Origin of the sequence: Siphonobacter sp. BAB-5405 (genome assembly GCF_002872335.1) — a bacterium.
GTDB lineage: Bacteria > Bacteroidota > Bacteroidia > Cytophagales > Spirosomataceae > Siphonobacter.
Window position 1 is genome coordinate 341,310 of the sequence record NZ_NJAG01000007.1, and the last position, 18,231, is coordinate 359,540.

Below are 18,231 nucleotides of genomic sequence, written 5' to 3' on the forward strand. Positions count from 1 at the left end.
GATTAGGTTATGCGTGCTTTTGCCCGGTACTGGCAGCTGTTTTATTGAAAGATCATTTTTATCAGGGAAGACTTAACAATTTATTCATCCGTTTAACAGCTTTTTAGCTGGCAATTAGGTCGAATTTTGCAGCGTATTCACTTCCTTTTTTCCCTTAAGTACTATGCATCGTTACCTTCTTTTGTGTGCCGGTCTCCTGGCGGGCTGCCTGTCGGTACAGGCTCAGCAAACGCCCAAGCGTCCCAAAAACGTAATCTTGTTGATTGGTGACGGGATGGGCGTCAATCAGGTATACGCCGCTCAGATTGCCAACAAAGGTCCGCTTCATCTGAATCGTTTTCCATACCTTGGTCTTTCTACCACGCACCCCGTCAAAGATTTTATTACCGATTCTGGAGCGGGTGGTACGGCTCTGTCTACGGGTGTAAAAACGAAAAACGGAGCTGTTGCGGTAGACTCTGCCAATCGACCCCAGGTAACCTTGGCCGAATTGGCTAAAAAGCGGAAACTCTCTACCGGTATCGTTACTACCTGCGACATTACGGACGCTACCCCAGCAGATTTTTATGCTCACCAGGCCTCCCGCTCGCAACACGAAGCCATTGCCGAACAAATGGTCAATGCGGATCTTGATGTAGTGATTGGTGGCGGTATGCGGTATTTCTTTCAACGGAAAGACGGCAAAAACCTACTCGAAGATTTTAAGAAGAAAGGCTATACGGTAGCCGATACTTCCCAGGATTTTACGGCAGCAACGGGTAAGAAGCTGGTTGCTTTCAATGCCGGCATGAATCCAATCAAGGTTAAAGAAGGTCGTGGCCCTATTCTTCGTCAGGAAGTAGAAAAAGCTTTGAGCATTCTCTCTGAGAACAAAAATGGGTTTTTCCTCATGGCGGAAGGTTCGCAGATTGACTGGGCCGGTCACGCCAACGACATGGAATATATGGTGACTGAAACGCTGGATTTCGATAAAGCGGTAGGAGCTGCTCTCGACTTTGCAGAAAAGAACGGCGAGACACTCGTCATCGTAACGGCCGATCACGAAACAGGAGGCTTGAGCCTGACGGGTGGTGACTGGAGAAATGGCGTTGTCGAAGGAAAATTTATCTGGATGAATCACTCGGCTAACCCCGTGCCCGTGTTTGCGTACGGCCCTGGTTCTGAGATATTTCGGGGTATTTTCCCCAACGTGGAAGTAAACAAAAAAATTCAACAGGCCTGGTGGGGCGAAACCATCCTGAGCCGTAAATAGTTTTAGGTTACGTTGTTCGTTCTCAATAGATAGAAACGTAATTTTTTCTACGCATGGTCAGACCTTGTGGAATCGTTTTAGAAAATACCTTCTAACCCAACACGGCTTACTGTAAACTTGAAACTGACAACTCAATAAGTCGCTAGCTCAAGTAAATCAGGAATGTTGAGAGGCTGTCTACGTCAGACAGCCTCTTTTGTTGATTCAACTCAGCAATTACTCCGTTTCATTGACCGCCTCCCTGCCAACGGTCTCAGGTCATCTACAATAACCAGCCAGCCCCACTGTCATCACCCGTTTTTACCCCGCTGTTCCAGTCCCTGATCTGAACATTACCTACAGTATATTTGTCAGCCATGAGACTCCAAATTCGAAAGACCCGCTTCCACCAGACCAGCCAACTCCGGAGGGGTTCAATATGCTTAGCCCCGTATGCAATGCGAGGAACGGGCAGCCCGGTAGGCACAGCCTACCAACTAGAAAATCCGTAGCAAATGCTACGGACAACCCGTCCCGCTATCTTTACTGGGTTTTACCTAAAAAACTGGAAACTGGAAACTGGAAACTGGAAACTGGAAACTGGAAACTGGAAACTGGAAACTGGAAACTCTAAACCAAAAACTCAAAACTCACCACCTGCTTCAAATCCGGATGCAGACTTTCAGCTACCGGGCAGGTAAGAGCCGCGTTTTCCAGTTTCTTCCGCCGGGTTTCCGTCAACGGTTGATTAGTTTTGATTTTCAGTTTTACTTCCAGTTGGCCAATCCGTCGGGGGCTTTCCGCCATACTTTTCGTTACTTCTACTTCTGTACCCGTAATGTCAATTCCATCGCGTTGGGCCACAATACCCATGATTGTAAGCATACATGATCCCAGAGCGGATGCCACCAGATCCGTAGGTGAAAACGCTTCTCCTTTGCCGTGATTGTCTACGGGAGCGTCCGTTAAGATTTCTGAACCTGATTTAAGGTGGACGCCTTGCGTGCGGAGCTGTCCTAAGTACGTAATTTTTGCAGTTGCCATAGATACTGAATTAAAACTTCAAAAGTAAACCCAAGAACTAAATCCGCTACAGGTATTCAAAGATTTACGGATGAAACATCCGTAAAAAGGCATTTCTTCTCCGAAAAGCCCCCGCTCCCAACCATTAACCGGGTTTACCTTAAAATCCGTGTTCAAAGCAACTTTTTCTACGCATTCCCGGTTAGCTCATTACCTTTGTATTTACGTTGATAAACCCATTGTTTGTCAAATCAGCAATTGATATTGGGATGATCGAGCTACCCGTTATTACGAAAACTGAACCGGCTGGTTTAAACAGACCGGGTTCTTCTACCCGTAAACCCGAATGGTTGCGAGTAAAACTCCCGACGGGTCCGGAATACCGCAATGTGCGGCAGGTGGTGGATGAATACAAGCTTCACACCATTTGTCAGTCGGGCAATTGTCCCAACATGGGCGAATGCTGGGGAGCGGGTACGGCCACGTTCATGATTTTAGGCAATGTCTGTACGCGTTCCTGTACCTTCTGTGCCGTAGCGACGGGCCGTCCAAACGAATATGACGCTGACGAACCCCGACGCGTGGCTGAGGCCATTAAAATCATGGGTGTGAAACACGCCGTGATTACGTCCGTCAACCGTGACGAACTGAAAGACCGGGGAGCAGAAATCTGGTATGATACGGTTCGTCTGACGAAAGAATTGAGTCCGAGTACGACGATTGAAACCCTGATTCCGGATACGAAAGGAAACTGGCCCGCTTTGGAACGCATGATTTCAGCCGGCCAGGAAGTGGTTTCACACAATATGGAAACCGTGGAGCGGCTATACCGTCCCGTTCGTCCACAGGCTAAATACAGCCGCAGTCTGGAGCAGATTCAGCGTACGAAAGCATTCGGTAAGCGTACCAAAACTGGCATTATGCTGGGCCTGGGCGAAACGCAGGAAGAAGTTTTTAAAGCGATGGATGATCTGGTTGAAAACGGACTGGATATTCTGACGCTGGGTCAGTACCTGCAACCGACCAAAATGCACCACGAAGTCATCGAATGGATTCACCCCGATACCTTCGCGATGTACAAGGAAGAAGGCGAAAAACGCGGTATCAAGTACGTAGAAGCGGGACCACTGGTTCGTTCCAGCTACCACGCCGAACGTCACGTGCACGTGTAACGGATGAATTAACATTACGTATGTAGTACATTAGATAGCCTCGCTTGTTATAAGCGAGGCTGTTTGTATTTCAGGACTTTCGTATAGAGTAAATGTATTTCGGACAAACAAGTACCCTTGATTTTGGGTTGTATCCTCACAATTTCCCCTGATTTGCCTTGAAGTACGACATCATCATTACGGGCGGAGGGATGGCCGGGCTGAGCCTGGCCTATTACCTCAATCACAGCACCTTACGTCATAAGCAGATCCTGATTATTGACCGGGAACCCAAAACCCGTAACGACCGCACCTGGGCCTTCTGGCAGGCGGGCGAAGGAGCGTTTGAATCCATTCTGTATCGACACTGGAATAAGCTCTGGTTTCACGGAACGGAGGGGTTTTCCCACCAATTAGACCTTGGCCAGCACCAGTATAAGCTCCTTCGCGGAAAAGATTTTTACGCTTCGATCCGGGCTGATCTTTCCCGTAACCCCAATATCCAGTACCTGTTCGCGGATTTACATTCGGTGGAAACGTCCGCGGGTTCAGCTTTGGTTCAAACCTCGAAAGGCGAGTATCGGGCTCAGTGGTGCTTCGACAGTACCGTTCCCATGCAGGCCATTCGAATGCTGACGGCAGAGCCCGCTTCGCTCCCAGCCCCTCGCTGGCAGGAACTCCTACAGCATTTCAAGGGCTGGGTGGTTCGTACCGAAAAACCGGTATTCGATCCCGAAACGCCGATCATGATGGACTTCCGGATCGAACAGAAAAACGAGTGTCGGTTTGTATACGTCATGCCTTTCTCGGCAACAGAAGCTCTCGTTGAGTTCACGCTCTTCACGCCTACTCTACTGACGCCAGACGAATACGACGAGGCTTTACGAGCCTATCTGAAGGATTTTTTCAGTCTGGAAACCTACGAGATTACCGAAGAGGAAACGGGCATTATTCCGATGAGTGACGAACCGATGCCCGAACAACCTTCGCCGCACGTCATCCGGATTGGGACCGCCGGGGGATACACCCGGGCCAGTACGGGTTACACGTTTACGCGTACGCAAAAGCGACTACAGGGCTTAGTACGTCAACTGGAAAAGAACTTCTCCCAGTCTCCGGTCACCAACCGACCCATCTCGGCTCAGTACCGTTTTTATGATCAGGTACTTCTAAATGTATTCCTGAAAAATCGGTATTCAGCGGCAACGGTTTTTACCGATTTGTTCCGCAAGAACCCTGCTCACCTGATTTTTCGCTTTCTGGATGAGGAAACGTCGCTTCGGGAAGACCTGGGCGTTCTGTATTCAGTACCCGTTATTCCCTTTACGGTGGCTGCTTTTGACGTTTTTAAGAGAAATATCTCGGAAATGTTCAAACGGTAAGCCTACATATTTGGTGAATTTCCGCTGAATGTACAATTTTGCAAAAGTATCCAGAGGCTCCAGTTAGGGCACCAACCGAGTCCAGAACGCTACGGTGGTTTGACGATACGGACTTTGTTGCTGGTAATCAGCTATTTCAGCAACAGTCAAAAACGTTCAATTCCTTCCTTTGGCCGAGGACTACGAAAAGTTTACATGGATTCGTAACTCCCAAAATCATTCTAATTTACAGAACATGCCTTATTTGTTCACTTCTGAGTCTGTATCTGAAGGACACCCCGATAAAGTGGCAGACCAAATTTCAGATGCCCTCATTGATCATTTTTTAGCCTTCGACCCCCAATCCAAAGTAGCTTGTGAAACGCTGGTAACGACGGGCCAGGTTATTCTGGCGGGTGAAGTGAAGTCTTCGACGTACCTCGACGTACAGAGCATTGCTCGTGACGTGATTCGCAAGATTGGGTACACGAAGTCGGAATACATGTTCGAAGCTCATTCCTGCGGTGTTCTTTCGGCCATTCACGAACAGTCGGCGGATATCAATCAGGGTGTGGATCGTTCCAGCCCCGAAGAACAGGGTGCCGGTGATCAGGGAATGATGTTTGGTTACGCGACCCGCGAAACGGACAACTATATGCCCTTAGCTCTGGACTTAGCTCACAAGATTCTCAAGACGATGAGCGACATCCGGAACAACGAACTTTCGCTGATGCCCTACCTTCGTCCCGATGCCAAATCGCAGGTGACGATTGAGTACAGCGATGATAACGTTCCCCAGCGGATCGATACCATTGTCGTTTCTACCCAGCACGACGATTTCGCGGACGATGAAACCATGCTTGCCAAAATTCGCGAGGACATCGTAGCGATTGTTATCCCCCGCGTAAAAGCCAGTCTGAAACCTGAATTACGTGGTTTATTCGAGGGCGAAATTACGTACCACATCAACCCGACGGGCAAATTCGTGATCGGTGGTCCCCACGGGGATACGGGTCTGACGGGCCGTAAGATCATCGTTGATACCTACGGTGGTAAAGGTGCCCACGGCGGTGGAGCTTTCTCGGGTAAAGATCCCTCGAAAGTAGACCGTTCAGCAGCTTACGCGACGCGTCACATTGCCAAAAACCTGGTTGCGGCGGGTGTAGCGGACGAAGTACTCGTTCAGGTATCCTATGCCATTGGTGTAGCCGAGCCCTGCGGTATCTACGTGAACACCTACGGAACCTCGAAAGTGGGACTGTCCGACGGTGACATTGCTCTGAAAGTAGAGAAGATTTTCGATATGCGTCCGTACTTCATCGAGCAGCGTCTGAAACTGCGTAACCCCATCTATTCCGAAACAGCGGCGTACGGCCACATGGGACGGGAATCGAAAGTGGTGACGAAGACGTTCAAATCACCCGACGGAGCTACGAAAGAACTCGAAGTAGAGCTCTTTACCTGGGAGAAACTCGACTACGTAGAGAAAGTAAAAGCTGAATTCGGTTTGTAATTTCAGATTGAAGATAAAAAAGACCTGAGCCGGAAACGGTTCAGGTCTTTTTTGTTGGGAAGAAATCGGCAGTAATAGTCTACAATCTTACTGGAATACAGTATACTTGTTATTTCGGTTACTCTTCCTTTCCAAAACTTTTTTCTTCCTCAGTTAAAACCTGTATGAAACACTTGTTTAGTACCTTTCTGCTCTGCCTGGTGGCCTGTTACGGATTTGCTCAATCCACTAAAGTGATAGTCCGGGCCCGGGCCAAAGACGCCAAATTTATTGGTACGGGCATTGGCGGGGCTTACGTCGTTATTCGCCATGACCTGACGGGTGAAATTCTGGCCCAGGGCTTGACAACAGGTACTTCGGGCAATACCGATCTCCTGCTAAAAACGCCCCACCAACGGTACGACCGCCTGACGGATGACCAGACCGCCCGCTTCGAAGCAAATCTCAAACTCGACGCCCCCACGTTTGTAACCGTTGAAGCGACCGCTCCCGTCAACCGGAAAAGTGCTGCGGTCAAGGCCAGTACTCAATTGTGGCTCATTCCCGGCAAAGCCATGGATGGCGAGGGAATCATCCTGGAAATCCCCGGTTTTATGCTCGATATTCTCGAACCCCAAACGCATCAGGTTTTGAGCCTAAGTTCGCTAAAGGATAGTCAGGTTAAACTGAAAATCAATCTGGTGATGATGTGCGGTTGCGTCATTACGAAAGGCGGGGTCTGGAATTCCGAGCAGATTGAGGTAAAAGCGTTTGTGAAAAAAGACGGCGTAGCTCGGGGTGAAGTGCCTTTGAATTTTGCCGGGATCGATAATATTTTTGAGGGCAGCCTGCCCATTAAGGAAAAGGGCATGTATGAAGTACAGATTTATGCGTATGATCGCATTACCAAAAATACGGGTCTGGATCGGATGAATTTTGTCATTCAATAAGTTCTTAGTTTTTAAACCTATGGATGACGCTTACCGTACGTATATCCAACCCACCTTACGTACCCTTCAATCATGAATGAAAAAACCAGAATCGACGCTCTGGAAGCCGAAGTACAACGACTTTCCAGCCAGCTAACGATCTATCAGCAACACCTCAGTCAGATCGAGCGGGAACTGCTCCTGCTTCGACGCGGCGAAGAAACCGCCTCTGTACCCTCAACGCCCCCCGTACCTCCCGTTACCGTACCCCCGCGTCCGATCTCCGTACCTCCACCACCGGTAGCGGCTCCCCGCCCCGTTACGCGTTCGCAAACGCCCACGGAAGAGTACATCGGTGGCAATATCCTGAGTAAAATAGGAATTGCGGCTCTGGTAATTGGCATGGCTATTTTCGTAAAATACGCCTTCGACAATGATCTGATTGGTCCCTGGGGCCGTTTGCTGCTGGGTTGGGGACTGGGAGCGGGTTTAACGGGACTGGCTCTGTGGCTGAAGCCCAAGTATCTGACCTACAGTGCCGTACTTCTGAGTGGCGGCGTTGCCACGGCGTATCTAACTACCTACGCGGCGTTTTACTTTTACCATTTTCTGCCGCCACCCGTCGCTTTTGGGCTGATGGTGGCGATCACGCTCTTTACCGTCTGGCAGGCCACGCAGTACGAAGTTCAGTGGATTGGACTTTTCGGACTCGTGGGAGCGTATGCGGTGCCCTTCCTCGTCGGCGGGAACGGAGCTGCCTGGGGCCTGTTTGTGTACATGACGATTCTGAACACCGGCGTACTGGCTCTGGCCTACCAACGCAACTGGCAGTTGATGAACACGGCGGCGTTCAGCTTCACCTGGCTCATCTTTATCGCTTTCATCATCAACGGATTCGACCGGCCCGGTTACGTCTGGATCAGTCTGGTATTCGGGGCTGTTTTCTTTTTACAACTCTACGCTAATCAGCTGATTTACCCCTTATTCCAGAAAGAGTACGTCAACAACCGTACTATTCTGCTGATGATTCTGAATTCTATCTTCTACTTTTTCCCGACGTACTTTATCCTTAATGAGCACCACTACCCTACGCTGACCATCACGGCATTTACGTTAGCCAACAGCCTGGTACACGGGGGAATTGCGTGGTATATGCATCAGCGAAATTTTGCCGTACTCTCCCGCACCTCGCTGGCCTTGATGCTGGTGTTTCTGATCGTTGCCGTACCGATTCAATTGGAAGGCGACTGGATTACGATCCTTTGGGCAGCGGGAGCAGCGGCTTTGTATTACCTGGGTGTCAATCGGTCTTCGCGGTTACTGCGGGTGTTCGGAATCGCCCTGATTTATCTGGCGGCGGGTTCAGTCTTTGTCTACTGGTACGATCCTGTGATCCAATCCCCCGACTATCTGCCCTATTTCAACCGGACCTTCCTGACTAATTTTCTGTATCTGGCGGCTCTGGTCTTCATGCTTTTTCAATCCTACCGCAGCGACCGGACGGGTCTTTTCCCCAACAGTTTGCTGATTCTGCTGCTGGGAACGGCCTACTTTATTGGCTGGGTTGAATGGGAACGGTATTTCAATATCCAGGTGAACCGCTACGCTCCGCTTATTGAGAAAGTAGTATTCATGAGTTACTCGGCTCTGTATCTGGGACTAGTTCACTGGGGTTTGTCACGGCGTTCCCTAGGGATCTGGAAAGCGTTTAGTCTGGGACTTTCGGGATTACTGTTTCTGTACATCGTTGCTGAGCAACCCATTTTGGAGCTGGTTAATCAGTACCTCAAAGTCCCCGCTACACCACTGTTCCTGCGTTTTCTGCTGTACGCTTCCCTGGCCGTGTGGACCTGGGGCCTGTACCGAATGATTCCCGAGCATACGCCCGGCTGGAAAAAGATCCGCAACGGTTTTCTGTACGTTATCCATGTCATTCCTTTATGGATTCTGAGTCAGGAATTGATGACGCATCTGATTCTGCTTGATCCCCTGCACGCTGAAGAACAACGTCTGCAGGCTACTCAGGCCGGATTTAGCGTTCTTTGGGGCGTCTATTCGCTGGTACTGATTGTGCTGGGCTTCACTCAAAAAGTAAAACGATACCGATTATCCGGCATTGCTCTTTTTGGAATCGTACTCGGAAAACTGCTCATTTTTGACCTGAGTCGCGTGCCTACGGGCGGGAAAATTATCATTTTCCTGAGCGTTGGGGTCTTGTTGCTGGTTACGTCTTTCCTTTATCAGAAGTACAAGGATAAATTACTGGAAGACGATCAGCCCGTTCAGTAAGCTAGCCCAAAAACAAAAGATCCCGAAAGCGGTACGACTTTCGGGATCTTTTGTTTTCGGGCGATAATTACGGTTTTACGGGAATATCCTGCGTTAACTGAAATTCGTCTTTCAATCGAATATCCTCCGAAGATGCTCCTACCTGTGCCGTGAATTTTCCTTTTTCGGCGACCCATTGCATCTGCTGATTGAGTAACATCAGGTCTTTGGCGTGCAGCTCGAATGTTAGCGTTTTTTCTTCACCCGCTTTCAGATGAATCCGCTCGAATTTTTTCAGCTGCTTGACCGGGCCTACGACTGACGCCACCTGATCGGTCACGTACAACTGAGCGACCTCATCACCATCACGATTGCTGGTGTTTTTCACCCGAAACGAAACCTTCACCGTTACGTCTTTCGAAACGGGGGCTACTGCAATCGTCAGACCGCTATAGTCGAATGAGGCGTAACTGAGGCCGTAGCCAAAAGGATACAGGGGTTTGGCGTCGCTTTCCACGTAATCGTGTTTGACGGGTGTTTTGTAGTTGTAATACACGGGCAGTTGACCCACCGATTTAGGCACGGAAATGGGCAGACGACCCGCCGGATTGTAATCGCCGAAGAGTACGTCGGCAATGGCGTTGCCCCCCTCCTGACCGGGATACCAGGCGTCGAGTACGGCGGGCACGTGAGCCGATACGTAATTCAGATTCAGCGGACGACCTTTGATCAATACGACGACAACGGGTTTGCCCGTTTTTAATACGGCTTCCAGCAATTGCAACTGACGGCCCATCAAATCCAGACTGGCCCGGTCGTACCCCTCACCACTTTCCATGTCGCTGATCGATACTTCGGAAGCCTTTACGTGAGCGGCTCCCGTATTCTGGTATTCCGTTTTGAAATCACGGGCACTCGATCCGCCGATGACGACAACGGCTACTTCCGACTGACGAGCCGCTTCGACAGCCTCGACAATCTGGGTTGAAGACGTATCGCGGATGCTACATCCTTTGGCGTATCGAATCTGCGTGCTAGAACCGAGTTTATTTTGAAGACCTTTGAGTACTGTAACTACTGCTCCATCAGCTTGCGGAGCCGTATAATCGCCGAGCTGATTGTAAACGTTGTCGGCATTCGGCCCAATGACTGCAATGCTCTTTAAAGACTTTTTCAGCGGTAAAAGCTGATTCTCATTTTTCAGCAAAACGATTGCCTGCTGAGCCACTTGACGGGCCAAGTGAATGTGTTCGGTACTACGCACACCCGACGTTTTCTCCGGATGAACGTAGGGATTTTCGAATAATCCCATCTCGAATTTCAGTCGCAGCACGTGGCTCACCGCAGTATCCAATACGGCTTTGCTTACTTTTCCTTCCTTCAGGGCCTGTAACAGCGATTTGTCGAAGCCCGTACCGCTCAAATCGGCATCCAGACCCGCGTTGATCGCCAGAGCCGCCGCTTCTACCCGGTTCGCTGCAATATGGTGATTGGCTACCAATCCCTGAATACTGTTCAGATCGGATACGGAAAACCCTTTAAAACCCCACTGCTGCCGTAAAATGGTTTTGAGTAAAACCGGATTCGCCGTACAGGGAATGCCGTCAATGGAGTTATAGGCCGTCATGATCGAGAGAGCACCGGCCTGTACTGCGTCGCGGAAGGGCGGCAGATAGACCTGATGTAATTCCCGAACGCCCGGAGCAACACTACCGCCGTTATGTCCACCCTCGGGTACGCCGTAGGCCGCAAAGTGTTTCAGCGTGGAAATGATGTTAGCTCCGCTTTTCAGATTGGTTCCCTGAAAACCTTTGACCATCGCCCGACCCATTTGGCCATTCAGTACGGGATCTTCACCGTAGGTTTCTTCCACGCGGGACCAGCGGGGTTCGCGGGCCAAGTCCAGCACCGGACCGTACCCCACGTGAGCCCCCTGCAAACGGGCTTCCTGAGCAATAGCCGAGGCCATTTGCTGAATCAGGGCCGGATTCCAGGTACTGCCCTGCCCCAGAGCCGTCGGAAATACCGTCGTTCCAATCGCCATATGGCCGTGGGGACATTCTTCCGAAAGTAAAAGTGGAATGCCCAGTCGCGTATGTTCAATGACGTATTTCTGCAAGGCATTGGTCGCCTCGGCGGCCTGCTGGGGGTTGAGACCCGTCGTCAGGGTTTTCTGCGTCCAGGGATCGGCCCGTAAGGTGGCCCAGAGCAAACCAATATGCTGTTTAGCAACGGCTTTCTTGAACTGCTCGCTCACCTGTACTTCGTTGCCTTTCTTTTCGTACATGAACCAGCCGAGTGGCGTGGCCAGTTGCCCGACTTTTTCTTCGGGCGTCATACGTTGGAGTAAGTCCTGCACCCGGCGATGCGTAGGCAGGGCGGGATTTTTATAAAGGGGCTTGGGATCAATGCTAGCCGTCAGCGAAACCAGTGCGAAACAGGCACCGGCGAGTAATAGAGGGGTACGTACCATGCGTTTCATTGCCGAATGTTACGCATAATTTGGTGAATCTGGCCTTGATCCGAAGTTAATTTGTAAAATTTTTTAATATATAAAGTATCGGAAAGGTTCTTTCCGTCTTAGGAAGGTCAACTACTAATTTATAGTTTTTCAATCGGGTTATGGCCTCTAAAAATTTTCCCGAAAGCTCTAGTACTTTCGGGAAAAGCTAATGCATCAAAGGATGTACAGACCTGGTTAACGTGACCCGACTTTCCCTTTAAACACCGTATAAATTTTTCTCCAGAAATTCATTCTGAAACCTCCCCTGCGGGTCGTACTGCTTAATCAGGTTCTTGAAATCAGGTAATTTTTTATACAGCGACTGTAACCGCATGGGCGACATCGTAAACAGCTTGGCCCAGTGCGGACGAGCCTGAAAAGGAGCCAGTTTTTCCTCGATAATGGGTAATATCTTACTGACAGCGGGCCAGTCCTGCTTCCAGGTAAAGTGCAGGGCAACGCTATCCTGCTCGTAACAGGGACTCATCCAGAACGAATCGGCAGCAATGGTGCGTACTTCCGAAATCAGCAGGTGTGGCGTAATGAGATCCGCTAGCTGAAACATCGCCTGAATAGCCTGAATTCCTTTTTCCCGGGGAACAAAAAACTCCGACTGGAGTTCTTCGCCGCTGCTGGGCGTAAAGTTCATTTTAAAATGCGGCAATCGCTCGTGCCACGGGCCGGGTACACCCAGCTGCTCGGTACAGTGTTCAGCGGAAATCGCTTCAATGGGATGTAGGTTTTTCGTGGCCAGGGTAGCTCCAAATAGCGTATCTGGGATTTTCATCATCATTCCCTTTTCGACCCGTCGTTTGATCCAGACCTGATTGATAGTCTGGTTCGCCCAGTTGGTGAACAAACTCACACTATATCCGGCGGACATGACCTCTTCAAAATGCTCTTTCAACTGAGCGAGTGGCATATTTCGGTATACATCCTGTCGAACCAAAAACGTAGGTTGTACCTGTAGGGTCAGTTTCGTTACCACGCCCAAGGCTCCCAGCCCTACTACGGCTCCGTAAAACGTTTCTTTATCTTTTTCAGCCGATAATTGCACGGTTTCTCCCGCGGCAGTTAGCAGTTCCAGAGCAACTACTTCCGTGGAAAGATTCCCATTTTTTACACCCGATCCGTGGGTAGCCGTCGCACAGGCTCCGGCCACGGAAATATGCGGCAAGGAAGCCAAGTTATGCAGAGCGTAGCCTTCCTTGTGGAGGTATTCCGCCAGTTCGCCGTACCGTATTCCCGCCTCTACGGTCACTGTACGGGCTTCTTTATCGAGCGAAATTACCTTATCCAGCTCTCTGAGTGAAACGATATGTTCTGTACTATCCGCAATACGGTTGAACGAATGCCGCGTTCCTAAGGCTCTCAGATGCTTCATTTCCCTGACCAGCTCTTTGAGTTGTTCAGTTGATTTTGGGTATTGAAAATCCTGAGTGCTATACTCGAAATTACGAGCCCAGTTAAACTCTTTCGTGCTCAACAACTCTTTAGCGGCATTGCGGGTGTTTTTGCTTTCTTTACAACTGCTCATGGGAGATAAAAGGCTACCCGTTACAACAACGGAAGAGAGTTTCAGGAAGGTGCGTTTGTTCATAGGTAGAGGATTTGCCTTCAAGTAAGGGAATGCCTTCAGGAAAATCAATACCATCTAATGTAAAAGAGGTCGCTCCTGGTAAGAACGACCTCTTTTTTATACGAACGAGAAGGTTTACAATATGTCGCTGTCTTCCTCTTCGGTAATGAGTTCAGCGGCTTTCGGAGCATTTTTAGCCTTTACTTTTTCCTTATATTTCTTGACCTGCGTTTTCGCAATATCCAATACGCGGTCCGTCGCTTCTTCAAAGGTGGTACCAGTTTCCCGCACAAAAATCGAGTCACCAGGTACATAGACCTTAATTTCCACAATTTTATTTTGAACCTTGCTCGACTCGCCTTTATCCAGCATCAGGTATACATCCGCACTCGTAATCCGATCATAAAACTGATCGAGTTTATTGAATTTGGCTTGCACAAAGTCGAGCAGTTTGCTATCCGCATCGAAATGGACTGTTTGCACTTGCAGTTTCATACGCACACTCATTTTTAGGTTTAACCATAGTAGCTACCGTAAAAAAACCATTCTATCCGTTCCTTAATCTAGGATAAAAGGCCCGTTAGCAAGAGTGAACCTAGTGAGGTCTGCCCATAAAGTCAAGGATAAAGTGAAGAAATTTCCCCGCACTTTTCTATTCTTTTTTGCGTTAAAAAGAGCATAGAAACCCATGAACTTGATACATAGACGCTTTTTACGCGGATACCTGCTCGTTTGGATCTGCTTCTTAGGTACGCCGATGGTATGGGCCCAAAAAACGTTGGGACTTCGTTCGGAATCGATTCCGCAATTACCCAATTTGTATACGTTACAGGACATTGTTGACGAACGCCCCAATCAAACAGGCCTGGGTACCGTAGTGCTTCCCTCGGGTCAGACGACCCGCTTGCAATTTGCGGCGAGCGTTCCGGCTACGTTGCGTCAATTGCTCCGACAGCCGCCCCGGAATGAGCGGGATTATCCCGTACGCGTGCGAATCAGGCAATTATGGTTTGACGAAAAACCTTCCAGTCGGCTCATCCGAGGGACCTTTCGGGTACAGTTGGTCTTTGAGCGGGAAGTCGAGGATCGCTACATTACACTGACTGAATGCCAGGCTGGAGCGGATTACAGTCGTTCACCCGGCATGGAGGGTAATTATGAAATTCAGCTTCGGCAAACCCTCGGACGCTGCTTTCAGGAGTTTGGCAACTGGGTAAAGACCCATGAGCAGAGTACTGAAAAGCTGGCCCGCCGGGTTCAGATTCGCTTCAGGGAATACGTACCCAAGGGGCGTTTAGCCGATACCGTTTTTTATGATCCGGCCCGTAAACTGACCTGGAATGATTTTCGCGGCCCTATCAGACGGGTAAACCCACGTACGGGAGCTATGATTTATACCAGCTTCGGCTACGAGGCCATGACACACGTGGAAAAAGGAACGGTGTACATTGACATGACGGTTAAGGCCTTTATGTTACAAAATTCTTCCTGGACTTCGGAACCGGCCACAAACGCCTACGCCCTTGCCCACGAACAGCTGCACTTCGACATCACGCATTTGATTACGGAGCGTTTCAAAAAAGCTCTACTGGCCGAAGAACTGCCGCTGGAAGATTACGATAGTCGCATTCAATACATTTTTCTGGAATCATTCCGGGAAATGAATCGCTATCAGGAGCAGTATGACGCCGAAACGCGGCATAGTATCATTCAACCTGAACAGGCTCGCTGGGCGGAAAAGGTGGCTCGGGAGATTCAGGAGTTGCGGCAATAAGGTGAATAGTTGATAGTTGATAGTTGATAGTTGATAGTTGATAGTTGATAGTTTTACAAATTATATTTCTTTTCGACAAATTAAAGTGTCCATGGGTGTCACTCACGTTACTCACGTTGAACCCCTTCGGAGTTGGTAGGCACTAACCCCGGAGGGGTTCAATGTACATAGCCCCGTATACAATGCGGGCAGCTACGGTTGATTTTAACAATAATCTATGGGTGTCATCCATGGCTAATCATGTTGAACCCCTTCGGGGTTGGTGGGCTACCGACCTCGAAGGGGTTTAGTGTCATTGACCCCGTATGTAATGTAATGTCAGGTACACGATTGAAACCCTACAACGCTTACGCCACACTCCCCCATACCACCCGTAACACCTTCGAACGCAGACCAATGGTTTCGAAAAAACGTAACCAGTACAGCTGTTGCGGAGAAAGGTGATCGGTGGGGGATTTTACCTCGATAAAATCGTAACCGTTTTCGTCCCACACGAATAAATCGGGGAAGCCTCGGGTATGTTCGCGTACATTCGTTGCCATTTCGATTAGTAATCGCTGTAACAAATGAGCAGGAATCTTCTCAATAGCTGCCCGAATCAGGTTCAATAATTCAGGAAACCAGACGACCAAGGGGTTGACGATTCCGTACTTTTCCTCGAACATACCATCCAGAAACGTTAGCGTATCCGCCGTATTTTCGAGCAATTCCAGCCGTTCTACTAAAGCTGGACGACGCTTTTCAAAAAACGTAGGCTTGTAAATATCCGAGGGCGACCGTTGCAGCGGATGGTGAATGGCGGAACTGCCCGCATCGAAAATGATGTCCCAGAACAGCAGTCCGAAAAGTCCATCAAACAGAAAGTTTTCCGTATGGACGGCGTGTTTGCCCTGTTGACGGAAGTGTTCGGCTACCCCCTCTTCCACGCGGTACCGCCAGGTCAGGTCAATGGTTACACTCTCGGATTTGAGTAGCCATTCCGTCGTCGACTTTCGGGCTCTTTTCTTCTGCCCCTGAGCCGCCTGCTGATTCTGAAAATCGATGGCAAAAAACTGTTCTTCGGCATTATACGGATTGACCATTATTTCTTCGACCAGAGCCGTAGCGGCTTCCGTATCCTTCAGCTTTAGAAGTAATCGGACCTGCCGTTCGCGGGAAGGCGGTACGTTTGTCAGTCGAAAAAGTACCAGTGCTTCTTCCAGCTTTTTCTGCCGCTCCATATACCCGGCCAGCTTCAGAATTAGTCGATCGAGGGAGGGCTGGGCAATTTCTGCCAGCGGTGTATGGTTTTCATACCAGTCAAGAAACCAGATATTAATGGCCAGCGGATCGGTTTCGGCAGCTTTCATCAACTGAAAATCTTCCGCCGCCAGCGATACTTTCAGGCGGTCTTCAACTTCCTGCCGAGTGGTGAAGTGCGGTACAAACCGGTCCTCATCAAAACGTTCGAAACGAAGATGTCCCAGATCCCGTACCACAAACTCACTCATATCGGCGTGTCGATTACCGAAAAAGAGGAACTTGAACAACATGGTCTGGGCCTCGTAATTGACTTTCACAACGGGTTCGCTTTCCCCAATCAGTACGCATACATCGTCGAAAGGAGCAGCTTCCAGTAACCAGTCGCTGAGTTCTTCTTTCTTCAGACTGGCTTTACCTTTAGTATCGAGTGAGAGCTGTTTGGCAAAACTGAGGACTTCCGTTTTGTTGAAAATGTCGAGTACCTCCCCCGCCCGATTCTGATGGTACGCTGACAGCGGAGCCACAAACCCCTTGCGTTCCAGTTCGAGCAGGGCTTCGCCCCAGTATTCAATTTCCGGGTAATTGAGTTTACGAACGCGGAAGAAAGCTACTCTTCGGTTGGTAAACCGAATAAACAGACACTGAGCATCTTCGCTGAGATGATCAAAGTCGTGCAGAAATTCCCGTTCGTCATCGGTAAGCAATTCCAGGTAAAAACGACGAACGAATTCAATTAAATAGCGAAAGTACTCAAGGTAATATTTAGGAGGCAGTTCCAGGCGTTCGGACATAGCAAGAGCTTCGTGGCTTAGAACTAGGATAATGCTTTTTTTGGGGAAAAAGTTTGATTTTCAGCCTGTGGATTGATTGGATCCAACATTACTGAAACGATTACTACCCCTGCGTTTCCTGCCGCAACTCCTCCAGACAGTGCATACACAAACAGCTTCCGTCATACTCCATCACTGAAATGTCACGAATGTATTGCATTTCATTTGGCGTCAGGGCTACGTTCATGCAATCACATTTCAGACTGGCGTTGAGCTTACAGGTGAACAACCGTCCGCAACGCGGGCAACCTTCGATGGCGTGTTTAGACATAAGAAGTTTTGAGTTGGGTGTTTAGGGTTTTGAGTTAGGGCTTGGTTCATACGATGTTTTTCATAGTTCATGGCTGATCAAATTTCCCTGTTAAAAGTTACTCAAGAACGCTGGTCATTCTCAACTGCAGCGTCATGCACTCAAAACCCTAAACACCCAACCCAAAACATCAATCAAAAATTCTCACCGGCTTCTTATCCGCATCAATCGCTACGAATGTAAACGTGCCGTGGATGGCGAGTTCGCGGCCTTCGGCGTACATGCTTTCGACAAAAATCTCCACGCTTACCCGCATACTCGTGTTTCCGACGTGTACGACATTGCCAATCAGCTCCACCAGCATTCCCGCCTGAATGGGCTGACGGAAATCAATGCGGTCGCTCGATACCGTTACCATCGGTTTTCGGGCCAGTCGCGTCGCCGTGATGAAGGCAATTTCATCCATCCACTGCATCGCCATACCCCCGTACAGCGTATCATAATGATTGGTCGTATTCGGAAAAACAGCTTTAAATACGCGGGTCTCCGCCGCTTTGATTTTTTCTTCTAAAGACATGAGAAATGGGTTTTGAGTTTA

The 18,231-nt window shown here is 49.3% G+C and carries 14 protein-coding genes and 1 riboswitch; of the genes, 7 read left to right on the forward strand and 7 right to left on the reverse strand.

Translation table 11 applies throughout. The features are described from left to right. Positions 1–163 precede the first annotated feature (163 nt). On the forward strand, positions 164–1,252 hold the full coding sequence (locus tag BWI97_RS07965; protein ID WP_102200631.1) for an alkaline phosphatase: 1,089 nt from the start codon (positions 164–166) through the stop codon (positions 1,250–1,252). Between the two features lie 609 nt (positions 1,253–1,861). Here the strand turns inward: BWI97_RS07965 and BWI97_RS07975 are convergent. Then, positions 1,862–2,275, reverse strand: a complete 414-nt coding sequence (locus tag BWI97_RS07975; protein WP_094816907.1) for an OsmC family protein — start codon at positions 2,273–2,275, stop codon at positions 1,862–1,864. Between the two features lie 248 nt (positions 2,276–2,523). Here BWI97_RS07975 and lipA point away from each other — a divergent pair, with 248 nt between their 5' ends. From lipA to BWI97_RS08000, 5 genes are all read left to right on the forward strand, one after another. Continuing rightward, positions 2,524–3,426 carry a lipoyl synthase gene (gene lipA, locus BWI97_RS07980; protein ID WP_102200632.1) on the forward strand — a complete coding sequence of 301 codons (903 nt, stop codon included), beginning with the start codon at positions 2,524–2,526 and terminating at the stop codon, positions 3,424–3,426. Positions 3,427–3,584: 158 nt separating this feature from the next. Continuing rightward, entirely contained in the window at positions 3,585–4,787 is a 1,203-nt protein-coding gene (locus BWI97_RS07985) for a lycopene cyclase family protein (RefSeq protein WP_233207779.1), read from the forward strand. 41 nt (positions 4,788–4,828) lie between these two features. Next, a riboswitch (SAM-I-IV-variant riboswitch) is annotated at positions 4,829–4,948 on the forward strand. 74 nt (positions 4,949–5,022) lie between these two features. Further along, positions 5,023–6,279 (forward strand): methionine adenosyltransferase, encoded by a 1,257-nt coding sequence (metK, locus tag BWI97_RS07990; RefSeq protein ID WP_094816909.1) that lies wholly within the window; start codon positions 5,023–5,025, stop codon positions 6,277–6,279. 164 nt (positions 6,280–6,443) lie between these two features. Then, positions 6,444–7,208, forward strand: coding sequence for a hypothetical protein (locus BWI97_RS07995; RefSeq protein WP_102200633.1), 765 nt, complete (start codon positions 6,444–6,446; stop codon positions 7,206–7,208). Between the two features lie 72 nt (positions 7,209–7,280). Then, positions 7,281–9,476: a DUF2339 domain-containing protein gene (locus tag BWI97_RS08000; RefSeq protein ID WP_102200634.1), complete on the forward strand. Its 2,196-nt coding sequence runs from the start codon at positions 7,281–7,283 to the stop codon at positions 9,474–9,476. Positions 9,477–9,543: 67 nt separating this feature from the next. On the opposite strand, the gene BWI97_RS08005 is transcribed toward BWI97_RS08000, so the two are convergent. The 3 genes from BWI97_RS08005 to hpf all read right to left on the reverse strand — a co-directional run bounded on the left by BWI97_RS08005 (position 9,544) and on the right by hpf (position 14,032). Then, positions 9,544–11,928 carry a glycoside hydrolase family 3 N-terminal domain-containing protein gene (locus tag BWI97_RS08005; RefSeq protein ID WP_102200635.1) on the reverse strand — a complete coding sequence of 795 codons (2,385 nt, stop codon included), beginning with the start codon at positions 11,926–11,928 and terminating at the stop codon, positions 9,544–9,546. A 247-nt stretch (positions 11,929–12,175) separates the two neighbouring features. After that, positions 12,176–13,558 carry an FAD-binding protein gene (locus BWI97_RS08010; RefSeq protein WP_102200636.1) on the reverse strand — a complete coding sequence of 461 codons (1,383 nt, stop codon included), beginning with the start codon at positions 13,556–13,558 and terminating at the stop codon, positions 12,176–12,178. 114 nt (positions 13,559–13,672) lie between these two features. Beyond that, positions 13,673–14,032: a ribosome hibernation-promoting factor, HPF/YfiA family gene (gene hpf / locus BWI97_RS08015; RefSeq protein WP_094816902.1), complete on the reverse strand. Its 360-nt coding sequence runs from the start codon at positions 14,030–14,032 to the stop codon at positions 13,673–13,675. A 193-nt stretch (positions 14,033–14,225) separates the two neighbouring features. On the opposite strand from hpf, the gene BWI97_RS08020 reads away from it, so the two are divergent. Continuing rightward, positions 14,226–15,311 carry a hypothetical protein gene (locus BWI97_RS08020; protein WP_102200637.1) on the forward strand — a complete coding sequence of 362 codons (1,086 nt, stop codon included), beginning with the start codon at positions 14,226–14,228 and terminating at the stop codon, positions 15,309–15,311. Between the two features lie 347 nt (positions 15,312–15,658). Here BWI97_RS08020 and BWI97_RS08025 read toward each other — a convergent pair whose 3' ends face one another. From BWI97_RS08025 to BWI97_RS08035, 3 genes are all read right to left on the reverse strand, one after another. After that, entirely contained in the window at positions 15,659–17,344 is a 1,686-nt protein-coding gene (locus BWI97_RS08025; RefSeq protein ID WP_102200638.1) for a VRR-NUC domain-containing protein, read from the reverse strand. Between the two features lie 103 nt (positions 17,345–17,447). Beyond that, positions 17,448–17,654, reverse strand: a complete 207-nt coding sequence (locus tag BWI97_RS08030) for a cysteine-rich CWC family protein (RefSeq protein WP_102200639.1) — start codon at positions 17,652–17,654, stop codon at positions 17,448–17,450. A 169-nt stretch (positions 17,655–17,823) separates the two neighbouring features. Then, positions 17,824–18,210 (reverse strand): acyl-CoA thioesterase, encoded by a 387-nt coding sequence (locus tag BWI97_RS08035; RefSeq protein ID WP_102200640.1) that lies wholly within the window; start codon positions 18,208–18,210, stop codon positions 17,824–17,826. Positions 18,211–18,231 lie beyond the last annotated feature (21 nt).